This is a genomic window from Streptomyces sp. NPDC015130, assembly GCF_043080005.1.
Taxonomy (GTDB): domain Bacteria; phylum Actinomycetota; class Actinomycetes; order Streptomycetales; family Streptomycetaceae; genus Streptomyces.
The window spans coordinates 1-26,917 of the sequence record NZ_JBIBVC010000010.1; the positions used below are offsets into that span (position 1 = coordinate 1).

The following is a 26,917-nucleotide window of genomic DNA, read 5'->3' on the forward strand; positions in this document are numbered from 1 at the left end:
GCCGGGGGCCCCCCCCCCGGGGGGGGGGGGGGGGGCGGGGGGGGGGGGGGGGGGGGGGGGGCGGGGGGGGGGGGGGGGGGGGGGGGGGGGGGGGGGGGGGGGCCCGCCCCCCCCCCGGGGCTGTGTCAGGTTCAGTGCGCGCCGAGGAAGGCGCCCTCCGGGCCCTTCTCCCAGCCCTTGTCCGAACACGAGCCGGTGAAGATCGTTCCGTACACGGACGGCACGCCCGTCAGCGCGCAGTGCGAGCTGAAGCCCGCGCTGCCGGCGGAGAAGTACCCCGCCCCGAATCCGTCGTTGGCGAGCGCGCCACCGGCGCCGCCCAGCAGGATGCCCACGGCCAGGACAGACGCGGCGAGAGAACGCATAACTACTCCTCAAGATCTCGGAATGACGTGCCGGAAGGTGCTCGTCTGCCGGTCAAACGCCTCGGGAAAAGGCGGGACACGGCGTCTCACTCCAATGCCGGGCAGCCGGATCCCGGGGCCACGGGGGGCGCAGAAACGATGCTCTCCAAGGGCCCGTTGAGGATCACCCTCACCGTGATGACCTGGGCTTTGTCACCCGGACGGCGTGCACGGCCATGGGCACCACGCTTCGGGAGCGCCCGCCGCTCGCTTGATTGCGGCCGACGGATCCCCCTATCCTGAGTTTGTGCCGCTACTAAACAAAGTACGGACGGCCGTACCGGGGGGCTCCGGCGGAGACACCGCCACCCGCTCCCTGTCCCGCCTCCGCTCCGCCCTGACCCTCTTCTTCGCCCTCGACGGCTTCCTGTTCGCCGGCTGGGTGGTCCGCATCCCCGCCGTGAAGCAGCAGACCGGCGCCTCGGCCGGTGACCTCGGCCTCGCGCTGCTCGGTGTGTCCGCGGGTGCCGTGATCACGATGACGCTGACCGGTCGGCTCTGCCGCCGCTACGGCTCCCACGCCGTCACGGTCGCCACCGCCGTACTCCTCTCGTTCTCGGTCGCCCTCCCGGCGCTCACCCGCTCCCCCCTCGCCCTCGGCCTCGTCCTGCTGGTCTTCGGCGCCGCGTACGGCGGGATCAACGTCGCCATGAACAGTGCGGCCGTCGACCTGGTGACCGCCCTGCGCCGCCCGGTGATGCCGAGCTTCCACGCCGCGTTCAGCCTCGGCGGCATGCTCGGCGCCGGCATCGGCGGGCTCCTCGCGGGGAGCCTCTCCCCCACCGCCCATCTCCTCGGCCTGACGGTCGTCGGCCTGGCCCTGACGGCCGCCGCCGGGCCCGTACTCCTGCGACACCCCTCCCCCGTCCTGCCCGAGACCCTCGCGGCGCCCTCAGGTGCCGGGACGACCGGAAAGCCCGGGCGCGCGGCCCGCCGTACGGTCGTCGTCTTCGGTGTGATCGCGCTCTGCACGGCGTACGGCGAAGGGGCGCTGGCCGACTGGGGCGCGCTCCACCTCGCCCAGGACCTGGGCGCCCACCCGGGCGTGGCCGCCGCCGGATACTCGGTCTTCGCCCTGACCATGACCGCCGGACGGCTCTCCGGCACCCTGCTCCTGGAGCGCCTCGGCCAGACCCGCACCCTCGTGGCGGGCGGTGCCACGGCCGCCGTCGGCATGCTGCTCGGCGCGCTCGCCCCGACCGTCTGGGCCACGCTCCTCGGCTTCGCGGTGACCGGTCTCGGCCTCGCCAACATCTTCCCGGTCGCGGTCGCCCGCGCGGGCGCGATCGCCGGTCCCGGCGGAGTCGCGACGGCCTCCACGCTCGGATACGGGGGCATGCTGCTCGGCCCGCCGTCCATCGGGTTCCTCGCCGACTGGTTCTCGCTGCCGGTGGCGCTCACCACCGTCGCGGTCCTCGCCGCCGGTGCCGCGGCGATGGGTTACTGGGCGCGGAACGCTGCTGCCGGTCCGGCGAGTTGACCGTCGCCGCCCCCTCGGCCTGCCAGAATCCGCCCATGGACAGGGTCGACGGGGCGGACACGATGAGGATCACGGAGCACATCACGGCGCTGGAGACGGCCGGCCCGGCCCTCGCCGCGGCGGCGGAGTCGGCAGGACCGGACGCGGAGATCCCGACCTGCCCGGGATGGCGGGTGCGGGACCTCCTCCGGCACGTCACGACGGTGCACCGCTGGGCCACGGCGCTGGTGGTCGAGGGCCGCACCTCGTACCACCCGGAGGAGGCTGAACCGGCCCTCGACGGCGACGAGTTGCTCGCGCACTACCGGGAGGGTCACACGGCCCTGGTCGCCGCCCTGCGCGCGGCGCCGGAGACCCTGGAGTGCTGGACCTTCCTCCCGGCGCCCTCGCCGCTCGCCTTCTGGGCGCGGCGGCAGGCGCACGAGACGACCGTGCACCGCGCGGACGCCGAGTCGGCGCTGCCCGCCGGACCCGGGGCGGTCGACCCGGCCTCGGCCGCCGACGGGATCGACGAGCTGCTGTGCGCTCTCCACGGCCGCGAGAAGAGCCGGGTGCGCACGCCGGAGCCGCGGGTCCTGCGGGTGCGGACCACGGACACCGGCGATCTCTGGAACGTACGCCTCTCGGCCACGGAACCACCCCGGGCGGAGCGGGGGCCCCTCGCCTCGGCGAGGAAGTGGGGGCCGGCGGACGCGGAGTTCACCGGGCCCGCCGACCGTCTGTACCTGACGCTGTGGAACCGGCTGCCCGTCGACGCCGTGACCGTGACCGGGGACGAGGCGCTCGCCCGGCTGTGGCGGGAGAACTCGGCCGTCGTCTGACCCCTGCCCCCCCTGACTTCCGCCCCCTGACCGGCCCGACGGTCCGTGGGTGGCTCAGTCCGCCGGCTGCTCCAGATGCGACCGGCGGCCGTTGGTGCCCGCGGCGAACGGGCGCATCGTGAGCTTGTCCGCGGATGTCAGGAGCTGCGGTCCAGCATCCGGGTCAGGACCTGGCGCTGGAGGGGCAGCACCTCGGCATGGCGGGCGAGCCCCTTCTCCGTGAGCTTCACCTGGACACCGCGCCGGTCCTCGACACACATCCCCCGCAGGACCAGGCCGTCCTTCTCCAGCCGCGCGACCGTCCGGGACAGCGCGCTCTGGCTGAGGTGGACCCGTCCGGCGAGCTCCTGGACGCGCCAGGAGCCGGGGCCGTCCTCGGTCGCGCCTTCGGCGAGGACGTCGAGGACCTCGAAGTCGCTGGCGCCGAGCCCGTACGGATGGAGGGCCCGGTCGAGCTCGCAGGTCGTACGGGCGTGCAGGGCGAGGACGTCACGCCACTCGTCCACGAGCGCGCGTTCGGACTGGTTCGCTGCCATCCCCGCACGTTAGCAGAGACGACTCGTTTTGTTGCATGGGAATTAAATGCGCTTGCATTCAATGCACGTGCATGTACCGTGCTGCCCATGACCTCACCGCTCACCGCCGCACCCACGGCCGCCACGCAGGGACGCTGGAGTCCGCGGCTCTGGGGCACCCTGCTCGTGCTCTGCGCCGCGATGTTCCTCGACGCCCTCGACGTCTCGATGGTCGGCGTCGCCCTGCCCTCGATCGCCACCGACCTCGGCCTGTCCACCGCCACGCTCCAGTGGATCGTCAGCGGCTACATCCTCGGTTACGGCGGCCTGCTGCTCCTCGGCGGCCGCGCGGCCGACCTCCTCGGCCGCCGGCGCGTCTTCCTCATCGCCCTCGCCGTCTTCGCGCTCGCCTCGCTCCTCGGCGGACTCGTCGACTCCGGCCCGCTCCTGATCGCCAGCCGTTTCATCAAGGGCCTCAGCGCGGCCTTCACCGCCCCCGCGGGCCTGTCGATCATCACCACGACCTTCAAGGAGGGCCCCGAGCGCAACCGGGCCCTGTCGATCTACACCACCTGCGCCGCCACCGGCTTCTCGATGGGCCTGGTCCTGTCCGGGCTGCTCACCGAGCTCAGCTGGCGCTGGACCATGCTCCTGCCCGCCCCCGTCGCCCTGATCGCCCTCGTCTTCGCGCTCCGCCTCATCCCGCACAGCGCCCGCGAGGACTCCTCCGGCGGCTACGACCTGCCGGGCGCCGTCACCGGCACGGCCGCGATGCTGCTGCTCGTCTTCACCGTCGTCCAGGCACCCGAGGTCGGCTGGGCCTCCGCCCGGACGCTGCTGTCCTTCCTCGTCGCCGCCGCGCTCCTCGTCGCCTTCGTCCTGGTGGAACGGCGGAGCGCCGCCCCGCTCGTCCGGCTCGGGGTCCTGCGCTCGGGCCCCCAGGTCCGCGCCCAGCTCGGCGCGGCGGCGTTCTTCGGCTCGTACGTGGCCTTCCAGTTCATCGTGACCCAGTACATGCAGTCGCTGCTCGGCTGGTCCGCGCTCCAGACGGCGCTGGCCTTCCTCCCGGCCGGCGTGCTCGTGGCACTGTCCTCGACGAAGATCGGCGGGATCGTGGACCGCTTCGGCACCCCCCGCGTGATCGCCGTCGGCTTCACGCTCCTCGTCGTCGCGTACGCGCTGTTCCTGCGGATCTCGCTGACCCCGCAGTACGCGGCGGTGATCCTGCCCTCGATGCTGCTCCTCGGCGCCGCCTGCGCCCTGGTCTTCCCCTCGCTCAACATCCAGGCCACCAACGGCGTGGACGACCGCGAGCAGGGCATGGTCTCGGGGCTGCTCAACACCTCGATCCAGGTCGGCGGCGCGCTCTTCCTCGCCGTCGTCACCGCCGTCATCACCGCGGACGAGCACGCGTCGGCCTCCAGGCAGGCCACCCTGGACAGCTTCCGTCCGGGCCTCGCCGTGGTCACGGTGATCGCCCTGGCCGGACTCCTGGTCACCCTGCCGGGACTCCGGAGGAAGCGGGCGGGCGCCACGGCGTCGGTGGTCGTGGCACGCTCGGCGCCCGTTGAGGGCGCCGACGGCACCGCCGGCACTCACGGCGCGGAATCGGCGGGCTCCACGAAGTCCGCCGGCTCGGCCGACGCCACGGCGAAGGTGGTCGTACGCGACTGAGCCGGCCGACGGGCGCGGCCGGGCCGCCGCCGGGCCGAATCCCCGGGGTCAGCCCAGCCAGCCCGGCCGCACCAGGCCCGACTCGTAGGCGAAGACGACGAGTTGGGCCCGGTCGCGGGCGCCCAGCTTCACCATCGCGCGGCTCACGTGGGTCTTCGCCGTGAGCGGGCTGACGACCAGCCGGCGGGCGATCTCCTCGTTCGAGAGGCCGATCCCCACGAGGGCCATCACCTCCCGCTCCCGTTCGGTCAGCGCGCCGAGCCCGGCCGCGGCCGACGGGGGCTTGGAGCGGGCGGCGAACTCCTCGATCAGCCGCCGCGTCACTCCCGGGGAGAGCAGGGCGTCCCCGTGCACGACGGCCCGGACCGCCCTCAGCAGCTCCTCCGGTTCCGTGTCCTTCACGAGGAAGCCGGAGGCGCCGGCACGGATCGCCTCGAAGACGTACTCGTCGAGCTCGAAGGTGGTCAGCATCACCACCCGGACCGCGGCGAGGTCCGGGTCGTCCGTGATGCGCCGGGTGGCGTCGAGCCCGTCGAGCCCCGGCATCCGGATGTCCATCAGGACGACGTCGGGGCGCAGCGACCGCACCCGCTCGACGGCCTCGGCGCCGTCCGCGGCCTCCCCCGCCACCTCGATGTCCGGCTGGGAGTCGAGCAGCGCCCGGAACCCCGCGCGGACCAGCGACTGGTCGTCGGCGAGCAGGACACGGATCACGAGGTCTCCTCGGTGCGCAGGACACGGATCACGAGGCCTCCTCGGCGCTCAGGGGCAGGACGGCATGGACGCGGAAGCCGCCGTCGGGCCGGACGCCCGCCTCGATCGTGCCACCGAGGGCGGCGGCCCGCTCCCGCATTCCGGCGAGGCCGTTGCCGCTGCCGCCCGCCTCGGTGCCGGTGGCCGGGCCGTCGTCGTCGACGCGCAGGTCGAGGCGGGCGGGTCCGTGCGCGATCTCCACCCGGGCGGTGCGGGAACCGGAGTGCCGGACCACGTTGGTGAGCGCCTCCTGCACGATCCGGAAGGCCGCGAGATCGGCGCCGGGCGGCAGGGCGGCGGCGGGCGGGCCGCTCGAGGTGACGGTGACGGTCAGGCCCGCGGCGGCGGCCTGCTCGACGAGTTCGGGGAGGCGGCCGAGGCCGGGGGCCGGGGTGCGCGGGGCGTCGCCGGGGGCGCGGAGCGTGGCGAGGACCTGCCGCACCTCGCCGAGTGCCTCCTTGCTGGCGGCCTTGATGGTGGTCAGCGCGGTGCGGGCCTGCTCGGGGTCGGCGTCGAGGAGGGCCAGGCCCACCCCCGCCTGCACGTTGATCACGGAGATCGAGTGGGCGAGGACGTCGTGGAGTTCGCGGGCGATGCGGAGCCGCTCCTCGTCGGCGCGGCGCCGCTCGGCGGCGGCCCGCTCGGCCCGCTGCTGCGCCCACTGCTCGCGCCGTACCCGTACGAGCTCGGAGGCGGCGAGCACGGCGACGGCGAAGGCACCGGCGGGCAGTTCCTGCCCCCAGGGCGCGGGGCCGTCTCCGGCCGGGGGCAGCCACCGGTAGAGCCAGTGCGAGAGCAGGAGGTGCACTGCCCACAGCAGGCCGAGGGCCCACGAGGCGGCGGTGCGGTGCCCGTGGACGACGGCTGCGAAGCAGGCGACGGCGACCAGGACGAAGACCGGGCCGTACGGGTATCCGGCGCCCAGGTAGACGAGGGTGACGGCCGCCACCCCGAACACCACGGAAACGGGCCGGCGGTGACGGAACAGCAGCGGCGCGGCCCCCAGGAGCAACAGGGCCCGTCCGAGGGCGTCGAGCGACTCCCGGTCGGGCTGGTTCCGCGCGGCGAAGCCGGTGCCCGCCATGACGAGTACGGCGATCACCAGGGTGGACCGCCAGGGCAGCCCGCCCCCCGTCTCCCGTTCGCCGACCCACCGCCCCCAGGGCCCCCGCGGCGCCCGGTCCGGGGCTCCGACACCGCGCCCGGCGGTCCGTTCCTCGTCCATGCCGCCACGCTATCCGCGCCCGCCCCGCGCGGACGTCAGCCCGACGGGGTGGTCGGCCCTACTCCCGCAGGAGTACGGAGACAGGTCCTGACGACCGCGTGGCGGGAGGGCGGCGTGCTCAGTCGCGCGGGAGGAGCCCGACGTCCCGGCCCAGCCTGCGGGCAGCCGTCGCGAAGAAGGCGTCGCGGTCCTCGACGAGCCGGTGGAACTGGCCGAAGACCTCGAAGGAGATCAGGCCGAAGAGCTGCGACCAGGCCGCGACCAGGGCGACGACGAGCGCCGGGGGGAGCTCCGGGGCCATGTCCGCGGTGATGCGGACGGCCTCGGGGTGGAGCACGTCCGGGAGCGGGGGGAGGGCGATGCGCCCGGCCTCGTGGGCCTCGCGGGTGATGCCGACGAGGACGAGGCCGACGCGGGCGGCGGGGGCGTTGGTGTCCTGGGGTGCGGTGTAGCCCGGGACGGGCGAACCATAGATGAGGGCGTACTCGTGCGGGTGCGCCACGGCCCAGACGCGCACGGCCCGGCAGACGGCGGTCCAGCGGTCCAGCGGGCACTGCCCGTCCGTCTCGCGGGCGGCGCTCTCGGCGGCGGCACCGACGGCGTCGTAGGCGTCGACGATGAGGGCGGTCAGCAGGTCGTCGCGGCTGGGGAAGTACCGGTAGAGCGCGGAGGACACCATGCCCAGCTCACGGGCGACGGCGCGCAGGGACAGTTTGGCGGCGCCTTCGGCGGCGAGCTGGGTGCGGGCCTCGGCCTTGATGGCGGCGGTGATCTCGACACGTGCTCGGGCGCGGGCTCCTCTAACGGTTGTCATGCGGAGCAGTGTGCCATTCCCAGAGCACCGACCTGAAACGAGAGCACTGCTCTTGCACGAGAGCGCCGACCCGTGCAGACTGAAGGCAAGCGAGAGCAGTGCTCACGCTTTGGTCCGACCGTTCCCCAGGAGGAACCCCATGTCCACTCAGACCGCCGCCCACGTCATGAAGCCCGGCTGGTTCACGGTCAACGTCATCAACCGCGCCGTCGCGTGGATGACCCGTCGCGGCATCAGCGTCTGGGGTTCCCGTGTCCTCGCGGTCCGCGGCCGCAAGAGCGGCGAGTGGCGCACCACTCCCGTCAACGTCCTGACGCTGGACGGCGCCCAGTACCTGGTGGCCCCGCGCGGCCACGTCCAGTGGACCCGCAACATGCGCGCCGCCGGCGGCGGACAGCTGCTCCTCGGCAAGCACGCGGAGGGCTTCACCGCCGTGGAGCTGGCCGACGACGACAAGCCGGCGCTGCTCCGCGCCTACCTCAAGCGCTGGAAGGCCGAGGTCGGCATCTTCTTCGACGGAGTCGGCCCCGACTCGTCCGACGAGGATCTCCGCGCCGTCGCACCGAAGCACCCCGTCTTCCGCATCACGACGACGGGCCCCGTCGCCCCCGCCGTGTGAACCGGCGGGAGGGACAGAGCCCGTACGCGTCGGCGGCGCCCGAGGCGCCGCCGACCCTGCTGACGGTGAAGCGTCAGATCTGCTCCGCGGCCTCCGAGGCCGACGACGGCGACGGAGACGTCACCTGGTCGCCCTTCTCCACCTCGGCCGCCGCCTCCACCCGCGTCTCCACCTGCTCGTCCGCCTCGTCGGACGCCGCCCGCCCCCGGGCGCTCACGCCCCGGCCGGCCGGGCCGACGCCGGAGGAGGTGTCCATCCGCTTGTCCAGGATCTCCAGCGCCCGCCGGGCCAGGCCGTTCGACCGGACCATGCCGCCGAGCGTGGCGGAACCGCGGGTGATGTCCGCGAAGGCGTTCCACGCGGGGCGGAAGCCCGTGATCGTGGCGTGCAGCAGCCCCGGGCGCCGCTCGAAGAGCGCGAGCATCCGTCGCCCGACCGCCATCTCCACGCCGAGGCCGGCCTTGATCGCGAACGCGTAGTTCAGGGCCTGACGGCGGGCGTCGACCGCGTCGTTCGCCTCGGCGACCCGGACCGCCCACTCCCCCGCGAGCCGCCCCGAGCGGAGCGCGTACGAGATGCCCTCGCGCGTCCACGGCTCCAGGAGCCCGGCCGCGTCGCCACAGACCAGGACCCGGCCGCGGGAGAGCGGCGAGTCGTCGGTGCGGCAGCGCGTCAGGTGCCCGGAGGAGATCGTGGGCTCGAAGCCCGCGAGGCCGAGCCGGGCGACGAAGTCCTCCATGTACCGCTTGGTGGCAGCGCCCTCGCCGCGCGCCGAGATGACGCCGACGGTCAGGGTGTCGCCCTTGGGGAAGACCCATCCGTAACTGCCCGGCATCGGCCCCCAGTCGATGAGGACGCGCCCCTTCCAGTCCTCGGCCACGGACGGCGGCACCGGGATCTCCGCCTCCAGGCCCAGGTCGACCTGACCGAGCTTCACCCCGACATGCGCTCCTATGCGGCTGGCGCTGCCGTCGGCACCGACGACCGCGCGCGCGAGGACGGTCTCGCCGTCGGCCAGGACGACGGCGACGGTCCGCCGGTCCGGCACGGACGGGCCGTGCTGCTCGACCCGGCTGACCGTGGCGCCGGTGCGCAGCTCGGCGCCCGCCTTCTGCGCGTGCTCGACGAGCTGCGCGTCGAACTCCGGCCGGTTGATGAGCCCGAAGAGCATCCGGCGCGAGCGGCGGGTGCGGGCGAAGCGGCCGTCGAGGGAGAACGTGACGGCGTTCACCCGGTCCTGGAGGGGCAGTTCGAAGCCCGGCGGGAGGGAGTCCCGGGAGGGGCCGATGATGCCGCCGCCGCAGGTCTTGTACCGGGGCAGCTCCGACTTCTCCAGGAGCAGGACCCGACGTCCGGCGACCGCCGCCGCGTAGGCCGCGGACGCGCCGGCCGGGCCGGCGCCGACCACGACCACGTCCCACACCTCGGCCTGCTCCTCCGCGCCGCCGTCGGCGTCGACGGCGGGGACGTCGGTGGGACTGTCGGCGTCGGCGGCGACGGAGTCGGCGGCAGCTTCGGCGGCGTCGTCAAACTCGGCGGCGTCGTCAGCGTTGGCGGCGTTCTCGGGACCGGCGTTCTCTGCGTGCTCGCTGCTCACGATGTGCTTCTGCTCCTGATCCGACCGGTGGTCTGCTCTCGACGCATCCTACGGCTCGGTAGCCGAAGCCCCGCGCCGTAGGATCTGCGGTGCGTTCGCCGTACCACGACATACGACGGACGCCCTTGTACGTCGTAACGTCGCACCCACCAGGAGCGTGCCCATGACCGCGAATCCGATCGCCGAGACCGTCAGGTCGCTGATGCCCCGGGCCAAGGACGAGCTCGCGGAGCTCGTGGCCTTCGAGTCGGTGGCGGACGAGGCCGTGGCGCCCCGCAGCGAGTGCGAGGCGGCGGCGAACTGGGTCGCGGACGCGCTGCGCGCCGAGGACTTCGAGGACGTGGCCCTGCTCGACACGCCCGACGGCTCGCAGGCCGTGTACGGCATCCTGCCCGGCCCGGCCGGAGCGCCGACCGTCCTCCTCTACGCGCACTACGACGTGCAGCCGAAGCTGGACGAGTCCGCGTGGCTGACCCCGCCGTTCGAGCTGACCGAGCGGAACGGCCGCTGGTACGGGCGCGGCGCGGCCGACTGCAAGGGCGGCTTCATCCTGCACCTGCTCGCCCTGCGCGCCCTCAAGGCGAACGGCGGCGTGCCGGTGACGGTCAAGGTGATCGTGGAGGGCTCGGAGGAGCAGGGCACCGGCGGTCTGGAGCGGTACGCGGAGCAGCACCCCGAGGTGCTCACGGCCGACACGATCGTCATCGGCGACGCGGGCAACTTCCGCGTGGGCCTGCCGACGGTGACCGCGACGCTGCGCGGCATGACGATGATCCGGGTGCAGATCGACACCCTGGAGGGCAACCTGCACTCCGGCCAGTTCGGCGGCGCCGCGCCGGACGCGCTGGCCGCGCTGATCCGCGTCCTCGACTCGCTGCGCGGCCCCGACGGCTCGACCGTCATCGACGGGCTGCCCGGCGACACCTCGTGGGAGGGCCTGCAGTACCCGGAGGAGGACTTCCGCCAGGACGCCAAGGTCCTCTCGGGCGTGGACCTGCCGGGCGCCGGCACCGTCGCCGACCGCATCTGGGCGCGCCCGGCCGTGACCGTCGTCGGCATCGACTGCCACCCGGTCGCCGGGGCCACCCCGTCGATCCCCGCCTCGGCCCGCGCCCAGATCAGCCTGCGGGTGCCGCCCGGCCAGGACGCGGCCGAGGCGACGAAGCTGCTGTTCGCGCACATCGAGAACCACACGCCGTGGAACGCGCGGGTGTCCCTGGAGCAGGTCGGCCAGGGCCAGGCCTTCCAGGCGGACACGTCGAGCCCGGCGTACGCGTCGATGGCCGACGCGATGCGGATCGCGTACCCCGGTCAGGAGATGCAGACGGCGGGCATGGGCGGCTCGATCCCGCTGTGCAACACACTGGCCTCGCTCTACCCGGAGGCGGAGATCCTGCTGATCGGCCTGAGCGAGCCGGAGGCGCAGATCCACGCGCCCAACGAGTCGGTCTCGCCCGAGGAGCTGGAGCGGCTCTCGGTCGCCGAGGCGCTCTTCCTCGTCAACTACGCCCGCTCGAAGCAGGTCTGACGGTCGGGATCCAACGCTCGGCAAAGCTCGCCGAGAGCGGACAAACCTGCGGCGGACCTGCACGGATACGGAGGTTCGCCGCATGGACCTCATACCGATCACCCCCCGGCTGCACCTCCTCGACCACTCCATCGGCCAGGCCTATCTCTGGCGGGACGACGAGGAGTTGACCCTGATCGACGCCGGCTGGGCGGGTTCGGCGGACGCGACGACGGCGGCGGTCCGGGCGGCGGGCCTCGATCCGGACCGGCTCCGGCGGATCGTCCTGACCCACTGCCACCGGGACCACGTGGGCGGGGCCCAGGAGTTGGCGGACCGCCACGGCGCCGAGATCCTCGCCCACCGACTGGACGCCCCGGTGGTCCGGGGCGAGGCGCCGGTCCCCGAGCCCGACCTGCTGGACTGGGAACTCCGCCTGTACGAGCACGGGCTGACCGTGCCGGTGGCGCCGCCGACCCGGGTGGACCGGGAGGTGGAGGACGGCGAGCAGCTCGGCTTCGGCGACGGCGCGGTGGCGGTGCACACCCCGGGGCACACGCCCGGCTCGCTCGCGGTCCATCTCCCGCGCCACGGCGTGCTGTTCACGGGTGACACGGTGGCGTCGGTGCAGGGGGTGACGTTCGGCGTCTTCCACGTGGACCGCGCCCTCGCCATGGAGTCGATGCGCCGTCTCGCGAAGCTGTCCCCCTCGGTGCTGTGCTGCGGCCACGGGGCCCCGGTGACCGAGGACACGGCGGACCTGCTCGCCGCCGCGGCCGGCTGACGGCAGGATGTCGATCATGAAATCTCCCGTCCCTTCCGTCACCGACCAGGCGCCCGCCGACCCGGCCGCCTCCGACGACGCCCTCGCCAACCAGCCCATCGGCTACTGGAGCGGGCTCGCCCACACGGCCGTGACCCGGCACCTGCGGGACGCGATGGCCCGGATCGACGTGACGCAGCCGCAGTACTGGGTGCTCAACCGCGTGAACGGCGGACCCGCCGCGCCGGGCCGCGAGGAGGTCGTCAGCCGGCTGACGCCCCTCGCGGACGGTCCGCACGAGATCGCGCGCGTCGTCGACCAGCTCCTGCACCGCGGCTGGCTCCGGACCGACGACTCCCGGGCACTGCACCTCACCGAAGCGGGCGAGGCCGCCCGCGTACGACTCCGCTCCCTCGTCACCGACCTGCGCACCGAGGTCCACGAGGGCATCAGCGACGAGGAGTACGTGGCCGCCCTGAAGGTCCTGCGCCGGATGGTCGCCAACGTCGAGGGCGTCACGCCCTAGGTCCTGTCGTCCGGAAGGCCCCGCCGGACGCCGGGCCGGGCGGGACCTGCCGGACACCTCGGGGGGCAGAACGCCTAGGGCGTGTTGCGAAAGTCCCGCCTACCCGACGGCGCCTGGCACGCACGCTCGCCGCGTTGTCGGGATCACCCCGATACATCCAGTATCGGGGCGACCCTCCGCCGTGCGATCGCACGCACCAGACCCCGTCGGGCCCGCCCTTCGGGCGGCCGGCGCTACTTTCGCAACACGCCCTAGCCGGCGTCCGTCCCCACCGGGACCCCCGCCTCCAGGTTGAGCACCGTGCCGCGCTCGCGGGCGCGCAGTGCCCAGCGGAGGCGGTCGTAGCGAACGGGCGGCAGGAGGCCGGCGGCCTCCTCCTCGGTGACGAAGCGCCACTCCCGGAGCTCGGCGCCGGGGAGGCGGAGGCGCGCCCGGTCGTCGGCGCTGAGCGTGCCTCCGTCGAAGAGCAGGCGGAGGCCGCCGTACCCCGGGGGCTTGGGCCGCTCCCAGTCAACGAGCAACAGCCGTGGTACGGAGTCGAGTTCGAGCCCGATCTCCTCCGCGACCTCGCGCACCCCGGCGCGGGCCGGCGGTTCGCCCGGTTCGACGACGCCGCCGGGGAACTCCCAACCGGGCTTGTACGTGGGGTCGACGAGCAGGAAGCGGTCGTCCTCGTCGAAGAGCAGGACGCCCGCCGCCAGGGTCTCGCCGGTCGGTTCGGGCGTCTGGACGATCCCGCAGGGCGCGGCCCGGTCGGCCAGGACCGCGTCGGCGACGGTCCGGGCGGTCTCGGCCACGGTGAGCGCCGAGGTGTCCACGGTGTACGCGTCCCCGGCCAGCCAGCCGAGTGCGGCGCGGTACGGCGGGAGGTGACCGTGGCACCACTGCCGTACCCGCGCGTCCGCCTCGGGCTCGCCATGCTCGGTGCGGCCGTCGATTCGTTGCCGCAGGATCGTTTCCTCCGGAGCGAGCAGGACATGCCGCACCTCGATCCGGCGGGCGGCCAGCGCGCCGAAGATCTCGTCCCGGTACTCCTGCCGGAGCAGGGTCATCGGGACGATCAGCACCCCGCCGACCTCGGCGAGCAGGGCGGCGGCGGTGTCGACGACCATGCGGCGCCAGATCGCCAGATCCTGGTAGTCCTCGACCCCGGCGAGCCGCTTGGCCGGCAGCAGCCAGGTCATGGCCCCGCCGATGAGCTCGGGGTCGTACAGCGTGCTGTGCGGGATCAGATCGACCAGTTCGCGCGCGGTACTCGACTTCCCCGCACCGAACGCACCGTTGATCCAGACGATCACGATTCCCCCTCTTGGGTAGCCCCCAGTGGACTGCCCGCAACACCCTGCCACGAAAACCACGAACAGATGTCCGGCACGTGTCCGGGATGTGCGAGCCGCCCGAGCCCGGGGTCTGGGCGGTGCCCGGGGCCGGGGCGGTGCGTGGGCCGGGGCGGTGCGTGGGCCGAGGCGGTGCCCGTGGGCCGAGGCAGTGCCCGGGGCCGGGGCGGTCAGGAGTCGGGGGTGGACGGCGCCCAGGAGGCCATGGCCGCCGCCGCGGCGCCCAGGAGGCCCGCGTCGGTGCCCGTGGCGGCCGGGACGACTGTGAGGTCCCGTACGAAGGAGAGCGTCGCGTAGCTGCGCAGAGCGCGCCTCAGCGGGCCGAAGAGGACCTCGCCCGCGCCCGCCACCCCGCCGCCGACGACCGCGATGTCCACCTCCACGAGCGTCGCCGTCGCGGCGATGCCCGCCGCGAGCGCCTGCGCCGCCCGCTCGAAGGAGGCCACGGCGACCGGGTCGCCCGCGTGGGCCGCGGCGGCCACCGCCGCCGCGGAGGTGTCGCCGTCGGGCCCCGGCCGCCAGCCGTTCTCCAGGGCGCGGCGCGCGATGTGCGGGCCGCCGGCGAGCCGTTCGACGCAACCGCGCCCGCCGCAGACGCAGGGGGCGCCGTCCAGGTCCACGGAGATGTGGCCGAGGTGACCGGCGTTGCCGGTGGGTCCGGGGTGGAGCCGACCGTCGAGGACGAGACCGCCGCCGACGCCGGTGGAGACGACGAGGCAGAGGGCGTTGTCGTGACCGCGCGCGGCACCGAGCCAGTGTTCGGCCGCGGTCATGGCCACCCCGTCGCCCATCAGCGTGACCGGGCGTCCGCCCGTGGCCCGGTGGACCCGCTCGACGAGCGGGAAGTCGCGCCAGCCGGGCACGTTCACCGGACTGACGGTCCCCCGCGAGGCGTCGACCGGGCCCGCGCTGCCGATGCCGACGGCTCCGGCCGCCTCCCACAGCGGCGAGGCCGCGAGCTCCCGGAGGACGGCCTCCACCGCCTTCATCACCGTCTCGCCGTCCTCCCGCGCGGGGGTGGGCCGCCGGGCCCGCGTCAGGATCCGCCCCTCGCCGTCCACCAGCGCTCCGGCGATCTTGGTGCCGCCGATGTCGAGCGCGACGACGGGACCCTGCTCGGGTCGGGGGGCGGGGTCGGTGAGCCTGGGCACGGATCCTCCAGTCGGCGGCCGGGAACGGCCTGGGACGTTCCGTACAGTCTGCCCAGTCCTCCGGCGTCTGACAACGTTGTCCAACCTCTATGCTCGACCTGAAACCGAAATCGAGACCCGGATCGGTCCCTGCTCCGTGACGCAGACCGGAACCGGGCCCCGCACCGAGATCCGGAATCCGAACCGGAACCAGAACCGACACGACGGAGGAACCCCGCACCGTGGCCGACATCGCCCGCCGCACCGATCACCGCTACGGCAACCGGCCCACGATGAAGGACGTGGCCGCCCGCGCGGGTGTCGGCCTGAAGACGGTCTCCCGGGTCGTCAACGGCGAGCCGGGCGTCACCGCGGAGACGGAGCGCCGCGTCCACGAGGCCATCGAGGCCCTCGGCTTCCGGCGGAACGACAGTGCGCGGGTCCTGCGCAAGGGCAGGACGGCCACCGTCGGCCTGGTGCTCGAAGATCTCGCCGACCCCTTCTACGGGCCGCTCAGCCGCGCCGTCGAGGAGGTCGCCCGGGCGCACGGCGCGCTCCTCATCAACGGTTCCAGCGCCGAGGAACCGGAGCGGGAGCAGGAGTTGGCGCTCGCGCTGTGCGCGCGCCGGGTCGACGGCCTCATCGTCATCCCCGCCGGTGACGACCACCGCTATCTGGAGCCGGAGATCAGGGCGGGCGTCGCCACGGTCTTCGTCGACCGGCCGGCGGGGCGGATCGAGGCCGACGCCGTGCTCTCGGACAGCTTCGGCGGGGCGCGCGAGGGCGTGGCGCACCTGATCGCCCACGGGCACCGCCGGATCGGCTTCGTCGGCGACCGTCCGCGCATCCACACGGGCGCCGAGCGGCTGCGCGGCTACCGCGCGGCGATGGCGGACGCGGGGCTTCCGGTCCGGGAGGAGTGGGTCTCGCTCGGGTCGACGAACCCGGAGCGGGTGGGTGCGGCCGTACGGGAGCTGCTGACCGCGCCGGAGCCGGTGACGGCGCTGTTCGCGGGGAACAACCGGGTCACCGTCACGGCGGTGCGGAGCCTCGCCGCCCACCCGTCACCGGTCGCCCTCGTCGGCTTCGACGACATCGAGCTGGCCGATCTGTTGGGCATCACGGTCATCGCCCAGGACGCCGCCGCGCTCGGCCGGACGGCGGCGGAGCGGCTCTTCCGGCGCCTCGACGGGGCCGGCGGGGCGCCGGAGCGGGTGGTGCTCGGCACGCGGCTCCTGGCCCGCGGTTCGGGCGAGATCCCGGCGCCGACCGGCTGAGGCGACCGGAGCCGGCCCGGCAGGACGCGGGAGGACGACCCGCCCCGCCCCCGTCCCGCGCCTGGGCGCGGAGCACGGGGTGCGGGGCGGTCCTCCGAAAGCCCTGGGCTTACTCGGCCGAAGCGGTGAGGTCGCCGCGGCGCGGGGCCGCGAAGCGGTCGAGGGCGGCGCGGGTCATGCCGGTGAGGGCGTCGACCTCGGCCGTGTCGAGGGCGCCGCAGTCGATGCCACGCAGCAGGTACGAGGAGAGCGCCTTGGCGGTGGCGGGCTCGTCCATGACGTCGCCGCCCGCGTGGTTGGCGTAGGCCGAGAGCCGCTTGGCGGCGGCCTCGAAGCCCTCGCGGTAGAAGGCGAAGACCGCGGCGTAGCGGGTGGGGATGTGCCCCGGGTGCATGTCCCAGCCCTGGTAGTAGGCGCGGGCGAGGGCGCGGCGGGTCAGGCCGTAGTGCAGGCGCCAGGCCTCGTGGACGTGCTCCTTCGAGCCGACCGGAAGGACGTTGGTGGAGCCGTCCGAGACGCGTACGCCGGTGCCGGCGGCGGCGACCTGCATGATCGCCTTGGCGTGGTCGGCGGCGGGGTGGTCGCTGGCCTGGTAGGCGGCGGAGACCCCGAGGCAGGCGCTGTAGTCGAAGGTGCCGTAGTGCAGGCCGGTGGCGCGGCCGTCGGCGGCGCCGATCATGCGGGCGACGGCGGCGGTGCCGTCGGTGGCCAGGATGGCCTGGCTGGTCTCGATCTGGATCTCGAAGCCGAGGCGGCCGGCGTCCAGGCCGTGGGCCTTCTCGAAGGCCTCCAGGAGGCGTACGAAGGCGGAGACCTGCTCGGGGTAGGTCACCTTGGGGAGGGTGAGGACGAGGCCGTCGGGGAGGCCGCCGTTCTCCAGGAGGCCGGTGAGGAAGACGTCGGTGGTGCGGATGCCCCGGTCGCGTACCGCGGACTCCATGCACTTCATCCGGATGCCCATGTACGGGGCGGCCGTGCCTCCCCCAGAGCCTCCGGCCTGGGAGGTGCCCCCAGCGTACGCCTCCGAGATCAGCCGGGCGGCGCGGGCGGCGTCCCGGTCCTCGTCCTGGCCGCCGTAGCCGTCCTCGAAGTCGACCCGGAGGTCCTCGATCGGCTCGCGCTCCAGCTTGGCGCGCACGCGGCCGTAGACGTCCTCGGCGAGGTCGTCGGTGAGGCCGAGGACGGCCGCGAAGGAGTCGGCGTCCGGGGCGTGCTCGTCGAGGGCCGCGAGGGCCTGGTCGCCCCAGGAGCGGACGGTGTCGGCGTCGAAGACGTTACCGGGGACGTAGACCGTGTGGACGGGCTGGCGGGTGCCGGGGTCTCCCGGGTAGCGACGGTCGAGCTCCGCGTCCACCGCCGCCAGGGAGGCGCTGATGCCCTCGCTGACCGCGCCCGCGAGGCTCGTCGACACCTTCTCCTGCTGACCCATTCCACACCCTCCTGTTTTCCGCTGCACGGAATCAACAATCCGTATAGCGAAGTTAATAGTCGGCCTGGACTCACGTCAATGGCTGTCCGAAACGGCCGGGGGCCGCGCGGCGACGAATCGCCACGCGGCCCCCGGACCGAACAGAACCGCAGGTCAGCCCTTACGGGCCTGAACCTCGGCGGTCAGCTGCGGGACGACGTCGAAGAGGTCGCCCACCACGCCGTAGTCGACGAGGTCGAAGATCGGAGCCTCGGCGTCCTTGTTGATGGCGACGATGGTCTTCGAGGTCTGCATGCCCGCGCGGTGCTGGATCGCGCCGGAGATGCCGGACGCGATGTACAGCTGCGGCGAGACCGACTTGCCGGTCTGGCCGACCTGGTTGGAGTGCGGGTACCAGCCGGCGTCGACGGCGGCGCGGGAGGCGCCGACGGCGGCACCGAGCGAGTCGGCGAGGGCCTCGATGATCCCGAAGTTCTCGGCACCGTTGACGCCACGGCCACCGGAGACCACGATCGCGGCCTCGGTCAGCTCCGGGCGGCCGGTCGACTCGCGCGGGGTGCGCGCGGTGACCTTGGTGCCGGTGGCCAGCGGGCCGAAGGAGACCGCGAGGGCCTCGACGGCGCCGGCGGCCGGGGCGGCCTCGACGGGGGCCGAGTTCGGCTTGACCGTGATGACCGGGGTGCCCTTGGAGACACGGGACTTGGTGGTGAACGAGGCGGCGAACGCGGCCTGCGTCGCGACCGGGCCCTCGTCGCCGGCCTCGATGTCCACGGCGTCGGTGATGACACCGGAGCCGATGCGGACGGCGAGGCGGGCGGCGATCTCCTTGCCCTCGGCGGAGGACGGGACCAGGACGGCGGCCGGGGAGACGGCGTCGTACGCGGCCTGGAGGGCGTCGACCTTCGGGACGACGAGGTAGTCGGCGAACTCGGGGGCGTCGGCCGTGAGGACCTTGACGGCACCGTGCTCGGCGAGGGCGGCGGCCGTGTCGGCGGCACCGTTGCCCAGCGCGACGGCGACCGGCTCGCCGAGGCGGCGGGCGAGCGTCAGCAGCTCCAGGGTGGGCTTACGGACGGCACCGTCGACGTGGTCGACGTAGACGAGAATCTCAGCCATGGGACTTCAGTCTCCTGCGAACGGAAAGGGAAGGACGGAACGGCTCGCGCGAGCCCTTAGATGCCGGGGCGGCCCGGGGGACGGTCCCCGGACCCGCGGCAGCTAGATGAACTTCTGGCCCGCGAGGAACTCGGCGAGCTGCTTGCCGCCCTCGCCCTCGTCCTTGACGATCGTGCCCGCGGTGCGCGCCGGACGCTCGGCGGCCGAGTCGACCTGCGTCCAGGAGCCCTCCAGGCCGACCTCCTCGGCCTCGATGTCGAGGTCGTCGAGGTCCAGGGACTCCACCGGCTTCTTCTTGGCGGCCATGATGCCCTTGAAGGAGGGGTAGCGCGCCTCGCCCGACTGGTCGGTGACGGACACGACGGCCGGAAGCGAGGCCTCCAGCTGTTCGGAGGCGGTGTCGCCGTCGCGGCGGCCGGTGACCTTGCCGTCCTCGATCTTGACCTCGGAGAGCAGCGTGACCTGCGGGACGCCCAGGCGCTCGGCGAGGATCGCCGGCAGGACGCCCATGGTGCCGTCGGTGGAGGCCATACCGGCGATGACGACGTCGTAGCCGGTCTTCTCGATCGCCTTGGCGAGCACGAGCGAGGTCGCCATGACGTCGCTGCCGTGGAGGTCGTCGTCCTCGACGTGGACGGCCTTGTCGGCGCCCATGGACAGCGCCTTGCGCAGCGCGTCCTTGGCGTCCTCGGGGCCCACCGTCAGCACGGTGACCTCTGCGTCGTCCGCCTCTTCGGCGATCTGCAGGGCCTGCTCGACCGCGTACTCGTCGAGCTCCGACAGCAGGCCGTCGACGTCGTCGCGGTCGACCGTCAGGTCGTCCGCGAACTTACGGTCTCCGGTCGCGTCGGGCACGTACTTCACACAGACAACGATCCTCAAGCTCACGCCGGCTCTCCTACTGCATCGTCATAACTGGGCTGCCTTGTTGCTCGCAGCATAGGCGCCTGAAGGGCGGGTTTCCGGTCGGGGCGCCGGACGCCCCGACCGAAATATTACTCGTCAGTACACCCAGTCCGTTACCAGTAAGCAAGCGCTCAGCCATGTGACCTTGACAACGCGCGGAGAGCGGGGTGCGCGGGAACTCTCAGTCGCGCAGCGCGTTGAAGCGCCCGTGGTGGTACAGCAGCGGCCGGCCCGCCCCGTCGGGGTCCCCGGCGACGACCTGCGCGATCACGATCCGGTGGTCGCCGGCGGGCACGCGGGCCACCACCCGGCAGACCAGCCAGGCGAGGACGCCGTCCAAAACGGGCACGCCCTCCGGCCCCGTGCTCCAGCGGGTCGCCCCGCCGAAGCGGTCGGCGCCGCTGCGCGCGAAGGTGGCGGCCAGCTCCTCCTGGTGCTCGCCGAGTATGTGGACGCCGATGTGCTCGGCCTCGGCCACCACGGGCCAGCTGGAGGAGGAGGTGCCCACCCCGAAGGAGATCAGCGGGGGCTCGGCGGCGACGGAGTTGAGCGAGGTGGCGGTGAAGCCGACCGGGCGCTCGCCCTGCGCGGTGATCACCGCCACACCGGCGGCGTGCCGCCGGAAGACGGAACGGAGCAGATCGGGAGAGGCCTGCCGGGGTGCGCCGATCGTGGGTGCGGTACCGAACTGGATGGCCGACGAAACCGTCATGGAGTTGTCCTTCTGCGAGGGCGTCATGAGGAGAGTCCTGGGGTGGTCAGACACCCTGACAGCGCGCGCTCGCGTTGCGACCCAGGTCCACATGGGCCCGGCCGTAGAGAAGGAGTTCTGGGGGCACTCCGCCAGGGTGACGATCGTTGGCGGGCGCAGTCAAGTGCGTACCGGGATGTGGGAGAAGTGTCACGGCGTCAGACCGCGCGCCCCAGCGCCGCGATGACGTCGGCCTTGCGGGGCTGACCCGCCGCCCGGCGGACGACCCGGCCCGTGCGGTCGAGGACGAGGACGGTGGGAGTCCGCGCGATGCCCAGCTCGCGTACGAGATCGAGCCGTTCCTCGGCGTCGATCTCCACGTGCCCGACGCCCGGCACCATGGCGGCCACCTCGGCCAGGGTGCGGCGGGTGGCCCGGCAGGGCTGGCAGAAGGCCGTCGAGAACTGCACGAGGGTGGCCCGCTCGCCGAGCTCGGCGCCGAGCCGCTCCGGCCGCAGGACCTCCGCTCCCGGGACCTCCGCCCCCAGGGCCTCCGACATCCTTCTCCCCTTTCCCGTACGTCTCTTCTCCCCCACCAGCAGCGTCGCACGGGACCGTTCGATTCCCGCCACGACCACCGGGGGTGACGAGAATCTCTCCGTACGAAGGCGTCTGGACTGGTCACGGCGCCCCACATGGGGCACGATCTGCCCAAAGCCGAAAACCTACGGCCGCGTAACTTCGCCGGGAGCAGCCGCTCCGGGCACACGAAGAAGAGGTTCCTCTCCGATGGCAGAACTCGTCTATCGACCGGTCGTCGGTGCCGCGCTCACGCTGTTCAAGGCGCTCGACCTGAAGATCGACACGCAGGGTTCCGAGCACATCCCCCGCACGGGCGGCGCGGTGCTCGTGAGCAACCACATCAGCTATCTGGACTTCATCTTCACGGGGCTCGCGGCCCTGCCGCAGAAGCGGCTCGTGCGCTTCATGGCGAAGGACTCCGTCTTCAAGCACAAGATCTCCGGGCCGCTCATGCGCGGCATGCGGCACATCCCCGTCGACCGCTCCGCGGGTGAGCACGCCTACAAGCACGCGCTGGAGTCGCTGCGGGCCGGCGAGATCATCGGCGTCTTCCCCGAGGCGACCATCTCCCAGTCCTTCACCCTCAAGGGCTTCAAGACGGGTGCGGCGCGCCTGGCGCAGGAGGCGGGCGTCCCGCTGATCCCGATGGCGCTCTGGGGCACCCAGCGCGTGTGGACGAAGGGCCGTCCCCGGAACTTCAAGCGGAGCCACATCCCGGTGACGATCCGCGTCGGCGAGCCCATCGAGGCCCCCGCAGACCAGTACGCGGGCGCCATCACGCGGCGGCTGCGCGAGCGCGTCCAGGAGCTGCTGGAGGCCGCGCAGCGCGCCTACCCGGTCCGCCCGAAGGACGCGAACGACACCTGGTGGGTGCCCGCGCACCTCGGCGGTACGGCTCCGACGCCGGCGCAGGTCAAGGAAGCGGGCTGAGCCGGCCCGTAGGCGGCACCGCGGCGCCGTAGACGACACCACGGCGCCGTAGGGCGGGACCCCGCCCCGCCCGGCCGGTCACAGCTCCGTGGGGAGCGTGCGCCAGAGGTGCGGCCGGTCCGGGGCCGCCCGCAGCGCGCCCAGGACGGCCGGGTGCGGTTCGGCGTACAGCGTCGGGTAGTCCACCTCGCCGAGCTCCGGTCGTACGGTCCAGGCGAGGCGCTCCTCCCCCAGCGAGAACCGGGCGTCGACGCCCGGCTTGTTGCCCCGCACGTCCTGCCGGGCCCAGTCCCGCTCGCCGGGCAGCAGGAGGGCGACGAGGCCGTGGATGACGGGATTCGTGCCGTCGTCCTCCGCGAGCCGCTGGTAGCAGAGGGCGGCCGGGACGGAGCGGGCCCGCAGGAGCGCGGCGTACGCGACGGACTTGGCGTAGCAGACGCCGGTGCGCTGCTCCAGGACGTCGGAGGCGCGCCAGGTGACTCGGGGGTCGCCCGAGTCCTGGGAGTGCGGGATCGTGTCACGGACGTACGCGAAGGCCGCCTCGGCGTATGAGTATGCGTCGGGATGCTCAGCCGAGAGCCGGGCCGCCACCTCCCTGACCAGCGGGTGGTCATGGTCGACGGCCTCGCCGACCGCGAGATAGGCCGAGATGTCGGGGTACTGCTGCACGAGTTCCATGCGGTGTGAGCCTAAGGAAACGGCCGGACGGAAGTCAATGACTTTCCGTCCGGCCGTATATTCATGCAGTGAGCGCTACTGTCGCGCCATCTCTTCCTTCAGCGCCTGGAGGAAGGCGTCCACGTCGTCCTCCGTGGTGTCGAAGGCGCACATCCAGCGCACGTCGCCGGCGGCCTCGTCCCAGAAGTAGAAGCGGAACCGTTCCTGCAGGCGCCTGGTCACCTCGTGCGGGAGCCGTGCGAAGACCGCGTTGGCCTGCACTGGGTAGAGGATCTCCACCCCGTCCACCGCGCGGACGCCCGCCGCGAGGCGCTGGGCCATCGCGTTGGCGTGCCGGGCGTTGCGCAGCCACAGGTCCTTGGCCAGGAGCGCCTCCAGCTGCACCGACACGAAGCGCATCTTCGACGCGAGCTGCATGGACAGCTTGCGCAGGTGCTTCATGTGGCTGACCGCGTCCGGGTTGAGGACGATCACGGCCTCGCCGAAGATCATGCCGTTCTTCGTCCCGCCGTACGAGATCACGTCCACGCCCACCGCGTTGGTGAACGCGCGCATCGGCACGTCCAGCGAGGCGGCGGCGTTGGCGATGCGGGCCCCGTCGAGGTGCACCTTCATGCCCTTGGCGTGGGCGTGCTCGACGATCGCGCGGATCTCCTCGACCGTGTAGACGGTGCCCAGCTCGGTGTTCTGGGTGATCGAGACGACCTGCGGCATCGCCCGGTGCTCGTCCTCCCAGCCCCAGGCCTGCCGGTCGATCAGCTCGGGGGTGAGCTTGCCGTCCGGGGTCGGCACGGTGAGCAGCTTGAGGCCGCCCATCCGCTCGGGCGCCCCGCCCTCGTCCACGTTGATGTGCGCGGTCTCGGCGCAGATGACGGCGCCCCAGCGGTCCGTGAGCGCCTGGAGCGCGGTCACGTTGGCCCCGGTGCCGTTGAAGACCGGGAAGGCCTCGGCGCCGGCACCGAAGTGGCTGTGGATGACGCGCTGGAGGTGCTCGGTGTACTGGTCCTCGCCGTAGGCCACCTGGTGGCCTTCGTTGGCGAGGGCGAGGGCCGCGAGGACCTCGGGGTGGGCGCCGGCGTAGTTGTCGCTGGCGAAGCCCCGGACCGACGGGTCGTGGCGACGACGTGCGTCGGTCCCGGGGCCGAGGGCCGTGGTCACGGCTTGGGGGTCAGCCACAGACGCTGTCCATTCACTTCCTGGGCGGGCTTGTCCCACAGGCCGGCGATCTCGTCGGCCAGGTCCTTGACGTCGGTGAAGCCCGCGAACTTCGCGGTGGGGCGTTCGGCGCGCATGGCGTCGTGCACCAGTGCCTTGATCACCAGGATCGCAGCCGCCGCCTGCGGGCCGTCGTCGCCCCCCAGCTTGCGGAACGAGTCCGCCATGGCGAGGGTCCACGCCTCGGCGGCCGCCTTGCCCGCGTTGTACGCGGCGTTGTTGGCGAGCGGCTTGTGCGCGCCGACCTGGCTGATCAGGGCGTACCGGCCGCGACCGCCGGCGCGCAGCAGGCCGTCGTGGAAGGCGAGCGAGGTGTGCTGGACGGTGCGGATGAGGAGCTTCTCCAGGAAGTCCCAGTCCTTGAGCTCGGTCTCCGTGAAGGAGGAGCTGCCGCGCCAGCCGCCGACGAGGTGGACCAGGCCGTCGATCCGGCCGAACTCCTTCTCGGTCTTCTCGGCCCAGTCGCGGGTGGCGTCCAGGTCGAGCAGGTCGACCGTGTCGCCGATGACGCGGGCGCCGCCGTGGGCGTAGCGGGCGGCGTCGACGGCCTCCGCGAGGCGCGCCGGGTCGGCGTCGGAGCCGACGACGGTCGCGCCCGCCTCGGCGAGGCGCAGCAGCGTCGCGCGGCCTGCGGGGCCGGCCGCGCCGGCCACCGCGATGACGGCGCCGTCGAGCGGTCCACCGTTTCCGTTGGCGTTCATGGGCGTCGCCTCCTGCGTGTCCTCGGTGAGGTCGCTCACGCGGCGACCCGCTCGGTGCTCGGGACGTCGGCGGCGGTGATCCCCTTGGTGTCGGCGATCACGCCCTTCAGCTTCTTCGCCAGGGCCTCAAAGAACATGCTGAGCGGAAACTCGTCCGGAAGCACGTCGTCGACCAGCTTGCGCGGCGGCAGGGAGAGGTCGAGGGCGTCGGGACCCTTGGCCCACTTCGAGCCCGGGTGCGGGGAGATGTAGGTGGTGACGAACTCGTACGCCTTGAACCAGTGGACCAGCTTCGGGCGGTCGATGCCGTCGCGGTAGAGGGTCTCGATCTCGGAGCAGAGGCGGTTGGTGACCTCGGGGGCGCGGTCCCAGTCGATGGTCAGGACGTTGTCCGTCCAGCGCACCACGTCGTTCTTGTGGAGGTACGCGAAGAGGAGCTGGCCGCCCATGCCGTCGTAGTTGCGGTTGCGGTCGCCGGTGAGCGGGAAGCGGAACATCCGGTCGAACAGCACGGCGTACTGCACGTCACGGCCGTGGCCGTTGCCCTCGGCCTCCAGCTTCACGGCCTCCTTGAAGGCGGTGAGGTCGCAGCGGAGCTCCTCCAGGCCGTACATCCAGAACGGCTGGCGCTGCTTGATCATGAAGGGGTCGAAGGGCAGGTCGCCGCGGCTGTGGGCGCGGTCGTGGACCAGGTCCCACAGGGCGAAGGCCTGCTGGCAGCGCTCCTGGTCGCCGAGCATGACGGCGATGTCCTCGGGCAGCTTGACGCCGAGGGTGTCGACCGCGGCCTCGGTGACCTTGCGGAAGCGCGCGGCCTCGCGGTCGCAGAAGATGCCGCCCCAGGTGAAGCGCTCGGGGACCTCGCGGACGGCGACGGTCTCCGGGAAGAGGACGGCCGAGTTGGTGTCGTACCCGGCGGTGAAGTCCTCGAAGGTGATGCCGCAGAAGCCCGGGTTGTCGTAGCGGGTGCGCTCCAGCTCGGAGAGCCACTCCGGCCAGACCATGCGCAGGACGACGGCCTCGAAGTTGCGGTCCAGGTTGCCGTTCTGCGTGTACATCGGGAAGAGCACGAGGTGCTGGAGCCCGTCGGCACGGCCGGCGGCCGGGTGGAACTCCATGAGGGAGTCCAGGAAGTCCGGCACGGTGAAGCCGCTCTCGACCCACTTGCGCAGGTCCGCGACGAGGGCGCGGTGGTAGGCGCCGTCGTGCGGGACGAGCGGGGAGAGCTGCTCGACGGCGGCGACCAGGCGGTCCACGGTCAGCTCGGCGAGCGCGCGGGCGGGGGCGCCCTCGGCCTCGAAGTCGATGGAGCCGTCCGAGTTCTGCCAGGGGCGGATCTCTTCCACGGCATTCTTGAGCTCGGCCCAAGCCGGGTGGTCGATCACCCGGGCATCGGCGGATATGGCCCCACCGGTCACGTCCTGCACAAGAATTTCCGTCATTCCTCTTCCTCCACAGGAGAACCTCGCGTTAAGACACCGTAACCATCCACGGTTCCTCAACACAAGGGGAGCAAGAGAAATTATCCTGCGCGACCCCCATGCGGACCGAAGTTTTTCCTGTCTGTCGGCCGTGAAGCCACCCTTCCGCCTCGCGGACCGCCTCCGCCCCCTCCCCGCCGGCTACTCTGCGTCAGCTCAGCGGCTTGACCAGCAGCTCGAACCGCAGGTCGTCGCGCTGGGGCACGCCGAAGCGCTCGTCCCCGTACGGGAACGGGGTCATCCGCCCGGTACGCCGGTAGCCGCGCCGCTCGTACCAGGCGATGAGCTCCTCGCGCACGGAGATCACCGTCATGTGCATCTCGCGGACGTCCCACAGCTCGCGGACCCGCCGCTCGGCCTCCGCGATGATCCGCTTGCCGAGACCGGCGCCCTGGAGCGTGGGGCGGACGGCGAACATCCCGAAGTAGGCGGCCTCGCCGCGGTGCTCCAGCTGGCAGCAGGCGACGACCTCCCCGTCGCGCTCGACGACCAGGAGGCGGCTGTCCGGGGCGGTGATGACGGCGGCCACGCCCTCGGGGTCGGTGCGCTGCCCCTGGAGGATGTCCGCCTCCGTGGTCCAGCCGGTCCGGCTGGCGTCGCCCCGGTAGGCCGACTCGACGAGCGGGACGAGGACGGGGACGTCGGCCAGGACCGCCTCCCGGTACTCGATCCGGCCGGTGTCCTGGGACGTGGCGGTGTCCATGCGTACGGGCTCCCCTCGGGCGCTGACGATCGGCGTGCGCGAT

At 73.0% G+C, this 26,917-nt stretch carries 27 protein-coding genes; 9 read left to right on the forward strand and 18 right to left on the reverse strand.

Going from position 1 to position 26,917, the window contains the following annotated elements; all coding sequences use genetic code 11:
- Positions 1-131: 131 nt before the first annotated feature.
- Positions 132-365 (reverse strand): hypothetical protein, encoded by a 234-nt coding sequence (locus ACF08F_RS21540; protein WP_392300131.1) that lies wholly within the window; start codon positions 363-365, stop codon positions 132-134.
- 286 nt (positions 366-651) lie between these two features.
- Here ACF08F_RS21540 and ACF08F_RS21545 point away from each other — a divergent pair, with 286 nt between their 5' ends.
- Both ACF08F_RS21545 and ACF08F_RS21550 read left to right on the forward strand, forming a co-directional pair.
- Positions 652-1,884 carry an MFS transporter gene (locus ACF08F_RS21545; RefSeq protein ID WP_392300132.1) on the forward strand — a complete coding sequence of 411 codons (1,233 nt, stop codon included), beginning with the start codon at positions 652-654 and terminating at the stop codon, positions 1,882-1,884.
- Between the two features lie 62 nt (positions 1,885-1,946).
- Positions 1,947-2,705 (forward strand): maleylpyruvate isomerase family mycothiol-dependent enzyme, encoded by a 759-nt coding sequence (locus ACF08F_RS21550; RefSeq protein WP_392300382.1) that lies wholly within the window; start codon positions 1,947-1,949, stop codon positions 2,703-2,705.
- Between the two features lie 137 nt (positions 2,706-2,842).
- Here ACF08F_RS21550 and ACF08F_RS21555 read toward each other — a convergent pair whose 3' ends face one another.
- The gene (locus ACF08F_RS21555) at positions 2,843-3,241 is read right to left on the reverse strand and encodes a MarR family winged helix-turn-helix transcriptional regulator (protein WP_392300133.1); all 399 of its coding nucleotides are present in this window, start codon (positions 3,239-3,241) and stop codon (positions 2,843-2,845) included.
- Between the two features lie 87 nt (positions 3,242-3,328).
- Between ACF08F_RS21555 and ACF08F_RS21560 the strand changes: the two genes are divergently transcribed.
- Positions 3,329-4,894 carry an MFS transporter gene (locus tag ACF08F_RS21560; RefSeq protein ID WP_392300134.1) on the forward strand — a complete coding sequence of 522 codons (1,566 nt, stop codon included), beginning with the start codon at positions 3,329-3,331 and terminating at the stop codon, positions 4,892-4,894.
- Positions 4,895-4,942: 48 nt separating this feature from the next.
- Here ACF08F_RS21560 and ACF08F_RS21565 read toward each other — a convergent pair whose 3' ends face one another.
- The 3 genes from ACF08F_RS21565 to ACF08F_RS21575 all read right to left on the reverse strand — a co-directional run bounded on the left by ACF08F_RS21565 (position 4,943) and on the right by ACF08F_RS21575 (position 7,686).
- Positions 4,943-5,608, reverse strand: coding sequence for a response regulator (locus ACF08F_RS21565; RefSeq protein WP_392300135.1), 666 nt, complete (start codon positions 5,606-5,608; stop codon positions 4,943-4,945).
- Positions 5,609-5,636: 28 nt separating this feature from the next.
- Complete coding sequence (locus ACF08F_RS21570; protein WP_392300136.1) at positions 5,637-6,872, reverse strand: sensor histidine kinase; 1,236 nt, start codon at positions 6,870-6,872, stop codon at positions 5,637-5,639.
- Positions 6,873-6,990: 118 nt separating this feature from the next.
- Positions 6,991-7,686, reverse strand: a complete 696-nt coding sequence (locus ACF08F_RS21575; RefSeq protein WP_392300137.1) for a TetR/AcrR family transcriptional regulator — start codon at positions 7,684-7,686, stop codon at positions 6,991-6,993.
- A gap of 139 nt (positions 7,687-7,825) precedes the next feature.
- Here ACF08F_RS21575 and ACF08F_RS21580 point away from each other — a divergent pair, with 139 nt between their 5' ends.
- The gene (locus ACF08F_RS21580; protein WP_392300138.1) at positions 7,826-8,305 is read left to right on the forward strand and encodes a nitroreductase family deazaflavin-dependent oxidoreductase; all 480 of its coding nucleotides are present in this window, start codon (positions 7,826-7,828) and stop codon (positions 8,303-8,305) included.
- A 73-nt stretch (positions 8,306-8,378) separates the two neighbouring features.
- On the opposite strand, the gene ACF08F_RS21585 is transcribed toward ACF08F_RS21580, so the two are convergent.
- Complete coding sequence (locus ACF08F_RS21585; RefSeq protein WP_392300383.1) at positions 8,379-9,728, reverse strand: geranylgeranyl reductase family protein; 1,350 nt, start codon at positions 9,726-9,728, stop codon at positions 8,379-8,381.
- A gap of 337 nt (positions 9,729-10,065) precedes the next feature.
- Between ACF08F_RS21585 and ACF08F_RS21590 the strand changes: the two genes are divergently transcribed.
- The 3 genes from ACF08F_RS21590 to ACF08F_RS21600 all read left to right on the forward strand — a co-directional run bounded on the left by ACF08F_RS21590 (position 10,066) and on the right by ACF08F_RS21600 (position 12,698).
- Positions 10,066-11,430 carry a dipeptidase gene (locus tag ACF08F_RS21590; protein ID WP_392300139.1) on the forward strand — a complete coding sequence of 455 codons (1,365 nt, stop codon included), beginning with the start codon at positions 10,066-10,068 and terminating at the stop codon, positions 11,428-11,430.
- Between the two features lie 82 nt (positions 11,431-11,512).
- The gene (locus ACF08F_RS21595) at positions 11,513-12,193 is read left to right on the forward strand and encodes an MBL fold metallo-hydrolase (protein ID WP_392300140.1); all 681 of its coding nucleotides are present in this window, start codon (positions 11,513-11,515) and stop codon (positions 12,191-12,193) included.
- A gap of 16 nt (positions 12,194-12,209) precedes the next feature.
- Positions 12,210-12,698: a MarR family winged helix-turn-helix transcriptional regulator gene (locus ACF08F_RS21600; protein WP_392300141.1), complete on the forward strand. Its 489-nt coding sequence runs from the start codon at positions 12,210-12,212 to the stop codon at positions 12,696-12,698.
- A gap of 251 nt (positions 12,699-12,949) precedes the next feature.
- On the opposite strand, the gene ACF08F_RS21605 is transcribed toward ACF08F_RS21600, so the two are convergent.
- Complete coding sequence (locus ACF08F_RS21605; RefSeq protein ID WP_392300142.1) at positions 12,950-13,996, reverse strand: NUDIX domain-containing protein; 1,047 nt, start codon at positions 13,994-13,996, stop codon at positions 12,950-12,952.
- A gap of 209 nt (positions 13,997-14,205) precedes the next feature.
- Positions 14,206-15,186, reverse strand: coding sequence for an ROK family protein (locus ACF08F_RS21610; protein ID WP_392300143.1), 981 nt, complete (start codon positions 15,184-15,186; stop codon positions 14,206-14,208).
- 272 nt (positions 15,187-15,458) lie between these two features.
- Between ACF08F_RS21610 and ACF08F_RS21615 the strand changes: the two genes are divergently transcribed.
- Positions 15,459-16,442: a LacI family DNA-binding transcriptional regulator gene (locus tag ACF08F_RS21615; protein WP_392300384.1), complete on the forward strand. Its 984-nt coding sequence runs from the start codon at positions 15,459-15,461 to the stop codon at positions 16,440-16,442.
- A gap of 109 nt (positions 16,443-16,551) precedes the next feature.
- On the opposite strand, the gene ACF08F_RS21620 is transcribed toward ACF08F_RS21615, so the two are convergent.
- The 5 genes from ACF08F_RS21620 to ACF08F_RS21640 form a co-directional block, all read right to left on the reverse strand.
- Entirely contained in the window at positions 16,552-17,871 is a 1,320-nt protein-coding gene (locus ACF08F_RS21620; protein ID WP_392300144.1) for a DUF6986 family protein, read from the reverse strand.
- Between the two features lie 153 nt (positions 17,872-18,024).
- Positions 18,025-18,987 (reverse strand): electron transfer flavoprotein subunit alpha/FixB family protein, encoded by a 963-nt coding sequence (locus ACF08F_RS21625; RefSeq protein ID WP_392300145.1) that lies wholly within the window; start codon positions 18,985-18,987, stop codon positions 18,025-18,027.
- Positions 18,988-19,089: 102 nt separating this feature from the next.
- Entirely contained in the window at positions 19,090-19,875 is a 786-nt protein-coding gene (locus ACF08F_RS21630; RefSeq protein WP_392300146.1) for an electron transfer flavoprotein subunit beta/FixA family protein, read from the reverse strand.
- A 199-nt stretch (positions 19,876-20,074) separates the two neighbouring features.
- Positions 20,075-20,605, reverse strand: a complete 531-nt coding sequence (locus ACF08F_RS21635) for a flavin reductase family protein (RefSeq protein WP_392300147.1) — start codon at positions 20,603-20,605, stop codon at positions 20,075-20,077.
- 197 nt (positions 20,606-20,802) lie between these two features.
- Positions 20,803-21,144 (reverse strand): TlpA family protein disulfide reductase, encoded by a 342-nt coding sequence (locus tag ACF08F_RS21640; protein ID WP_392300148.1) that lies wholly within the window; start codon positions 21,142-21,144, stop codon positions 20,803-20,805.
- A 229-nt stretch (positions 21,145-21,373) separates the two neighbouring features.
- Here ACF08F_RS21640 and ACF08F_RS21645 point away from each other — a divergent pair, with 229 nt between their 5' ends.
- Complete coding sequence (locus ACF08F_RS21645) at positions 21,374-22,096, forward strand: lysophospholipid acyltransferase family protein (RefSeq protein WP_392300149.1); 723 nt, start codon at positions 21,374-21,376, stop codon at positions 22,094-22,096.
- A 78-nt stretch (positions 22,097-22,174) separates the two neighbouring features.
- Here the strand turns inward: ACF08F_RS21645 and ACF08F_RS21650 are convergent, their stop codons facing one another.
- The 5 genes from ACF08F_RS21650 to ACF08F_RS21670 form a co-directional block, all read right to left on the reverse strand.
- On the reverse strand, positions 22,175-22,774 hold the full coding sequence (locus tag ACF08F_RS21650; protein ID WP_392300150.1) for a transglutaminase family protein: 600 nt from the start codon (positions 22,772-22,774) through the stop codon (positions 22,175-22,177).
- A 75-nt stretch (positions 22,775-22,849) separates the two neighbouring features.
- Positions 22,850-23,932, reverse strand: a complete 1,083-nt coding sequence (locus ACF08F_RS21655) for a threonine aldolase family protein (RefSeq protein ID WP_392300385.1) — start codon at positions 23,930-23,932, stop codon at positions 22,850-22,852.
- On the reverse strand, positions 23,929-24,690 hold the full coding sequence (locus ACF08F_RS21660) for an SDR family NAD(P)-dependent oxidoreductase (RefSeq protein ID WP_392300386.1): 762 nt from the start codon (positions 24,688-24,690) through the stop codon (positions 23,929-23,931). Before ACF08F_RS21660 ends, ACF08F_RS21655 begins: the two co-directional genes overlap by 4 nt.
- A gap of 35 nt (positions 24,691-24,725) precedes the next feature.
- Entirely contained in the window at positions 24,726-26,132 is a 1,407-nt protein-coding gene (locus ACF08F_RS21665) for a DUF6421 family protein (protein WP_392300151.1), read from the reverse strand.
- A 190-nt stretch (positions 26,133-26,322) separates the two neighbouring features.
- On the reverse strand, positions 26,323-26,874 hold the full coding sequence (locus ACF08F_RS21670; RefSeq protein WP_392300152.1) for a GNAT family N-acetyltransferase: 552 nt from the start codon (positions 26,872-26,874) through the stop codon (positions 26,323-26,325).
- Between the last annotated feature and the right edge of the window lie 43 nt (positions 26,875-26,917).

What these genes read in the sequence shown, in the direction of transcription:
- ACF08F_RS21540 (WP_392300131.1), bottom strand. Translation starts at nt 365, where the DNA reads ATGCGTTCTCTCGCCGCGTCTGTCCTGGCCGTGGGCATCCTGCTGGGC.
- ACF08F_RS21550 (WP_392300382.1), top strand. Translation starts at nt 1,947, where the DNA reads ATGAGGATCACGGAGCACATCACGGCGCTGGAGACGGCCGGCCCGGCC.
- ACF08F_RS21555 (WP_392300133.1), bottom strand. Translation starts at nt 3,241, where the DNA reads ATGGCAGCGAACCAGTCCGAACGCGCGCTCGTGGACGAGTGGCGTGAC.
- ACF08F_RS21560 (WP_392300134.1), top strand. Translation starts at nt 3,329, where the DNA reads ATGACCTCACCGCTCACCGCCGCACCCACGGCCGCCACGCAGGGACGC.
- ACF08F_RS21570 (WP_392300136.1), bottom strand. Translation starts at nt 6,872, where the DNA reads ATGGACGAGGAACGGACCGCCGGGCGCGGTGTCGGAGCCCCGGACCGG.
- ACF08F_RS21575 (WP_392300137.1), bottom strand. Translation starts at nt 7,686, where the DNA reads ATGACAACCGTTAGAGGAGCCCGCGCCCGAGCACGTGTCGAGATCACC.
- ACF08F_RS21580 (WP_392300138.1), top strand. Translation starts at nt 7,826, where the DNA reads ATGTCCACTCAGACCGCCGCCCACGTCATGAAGCCCGGCTGGTTCACG.
- ACF08F_RS21590 (WP_392300139.1), top strand. Translation starts at nt 10,066, where the DNA reads ATGACCGCGAATCCGATCGCCGAGACCGTCAGGTCGCTGATGCCCCGG.
- ACF08F_RS21595 (WP_392300140.1), top strand. Translation starts at nt 11,513, where the DNA reads ATGGACCTCATACCGATCACCCCCCGGCTGCACCTCCTCGACCACTCC.
- ACF08F_RS21600 (WP_392300141.1), top strand. Translation starts at nt 12,210, where the DNA reads ATGAAATCTCCCGTCCCTTCCGTCACCGACCAGGCGCCCGCCGACCCG.
- ACF08F_RS21615 (WP_392300384.1), top strand. Translation starts at nt 15,459, where the DNA reads ATGAAGGACGTGGCCGCCCGCGCGGGTGTCGGCCTGAAGACGGTCTCC.
- ACF08F_RS21620 (WP_392300144.1), bottom strand. Translation starts at nt 17,871, where the DNA reads ATGGGTCAGCAGGAGAAGGTGTCGACGAGCCTCGCGGGCGCGGTCAGC.
- ACF08F_RS21625 (WP_392300145.1), bottom strand. Translation starts at nt 18,987, where the DNA reads ATGGCTGAGATTCTCGTCTACGTCGACCACGTCGACGGTGCCGTCCGT.
- ACF08F_RS21635 (WP_392300147.1), bottom strand. Translation starts at nt 20,605, where the DNA reads ATGACGGTTTCGTCGGCCATCCAGTTCGGTACCGCACCCACGATCGGC.
- ACF08F_RS21640 (WP_392300148.1), bottom strand. Translation starts at nt 21,144, where the DNA reads ATGTCGGAGGCCCTGGGGGCGGAGGTCCCGGGAGCGGAGGTCCTGCGG.
- ACF08F_RS21645 (WP_392300149.1), top strand. Translation starts at nt 21,374, where the DNA reads ATGGCAGAACTCGTCTATCGACCGGTCGTCGGTGCCGCGCTCACGCTG.
- ACF08F_RS21650 (WP_392300150.1), bottom strand. Translation starts at nt 22,774, where the DNA reads ATGGAACTCGTGCAGCAGTACCCCGACATCTCGGCCTATCTCGCGGTC.
- ACF08F_RS21660 (WP_392300386.1), bottom strand. Translation starts at nt 24,690, where the DNA reads ATGAACGCCAACGGAAACGGTGGACCGCTCGACGGCGCCGTCATCGCG.
- ACF08F_RS21665 (WP_392300151.1), bottom strand. Translation starts at nt 26,132, where the DNA reads ATGACGGAAATTCTTGTGCAGGACGTGACCGGTGGGGCCATATCCGCC.
- ACF08F_RS21670 (WP_392300152.1), bottom strand. Translation starts at nt 26,874, where the DNA reads ATGGACACCGCCACGTCCCAGGACACCGGCCGGATCGAGTACCGGGAG.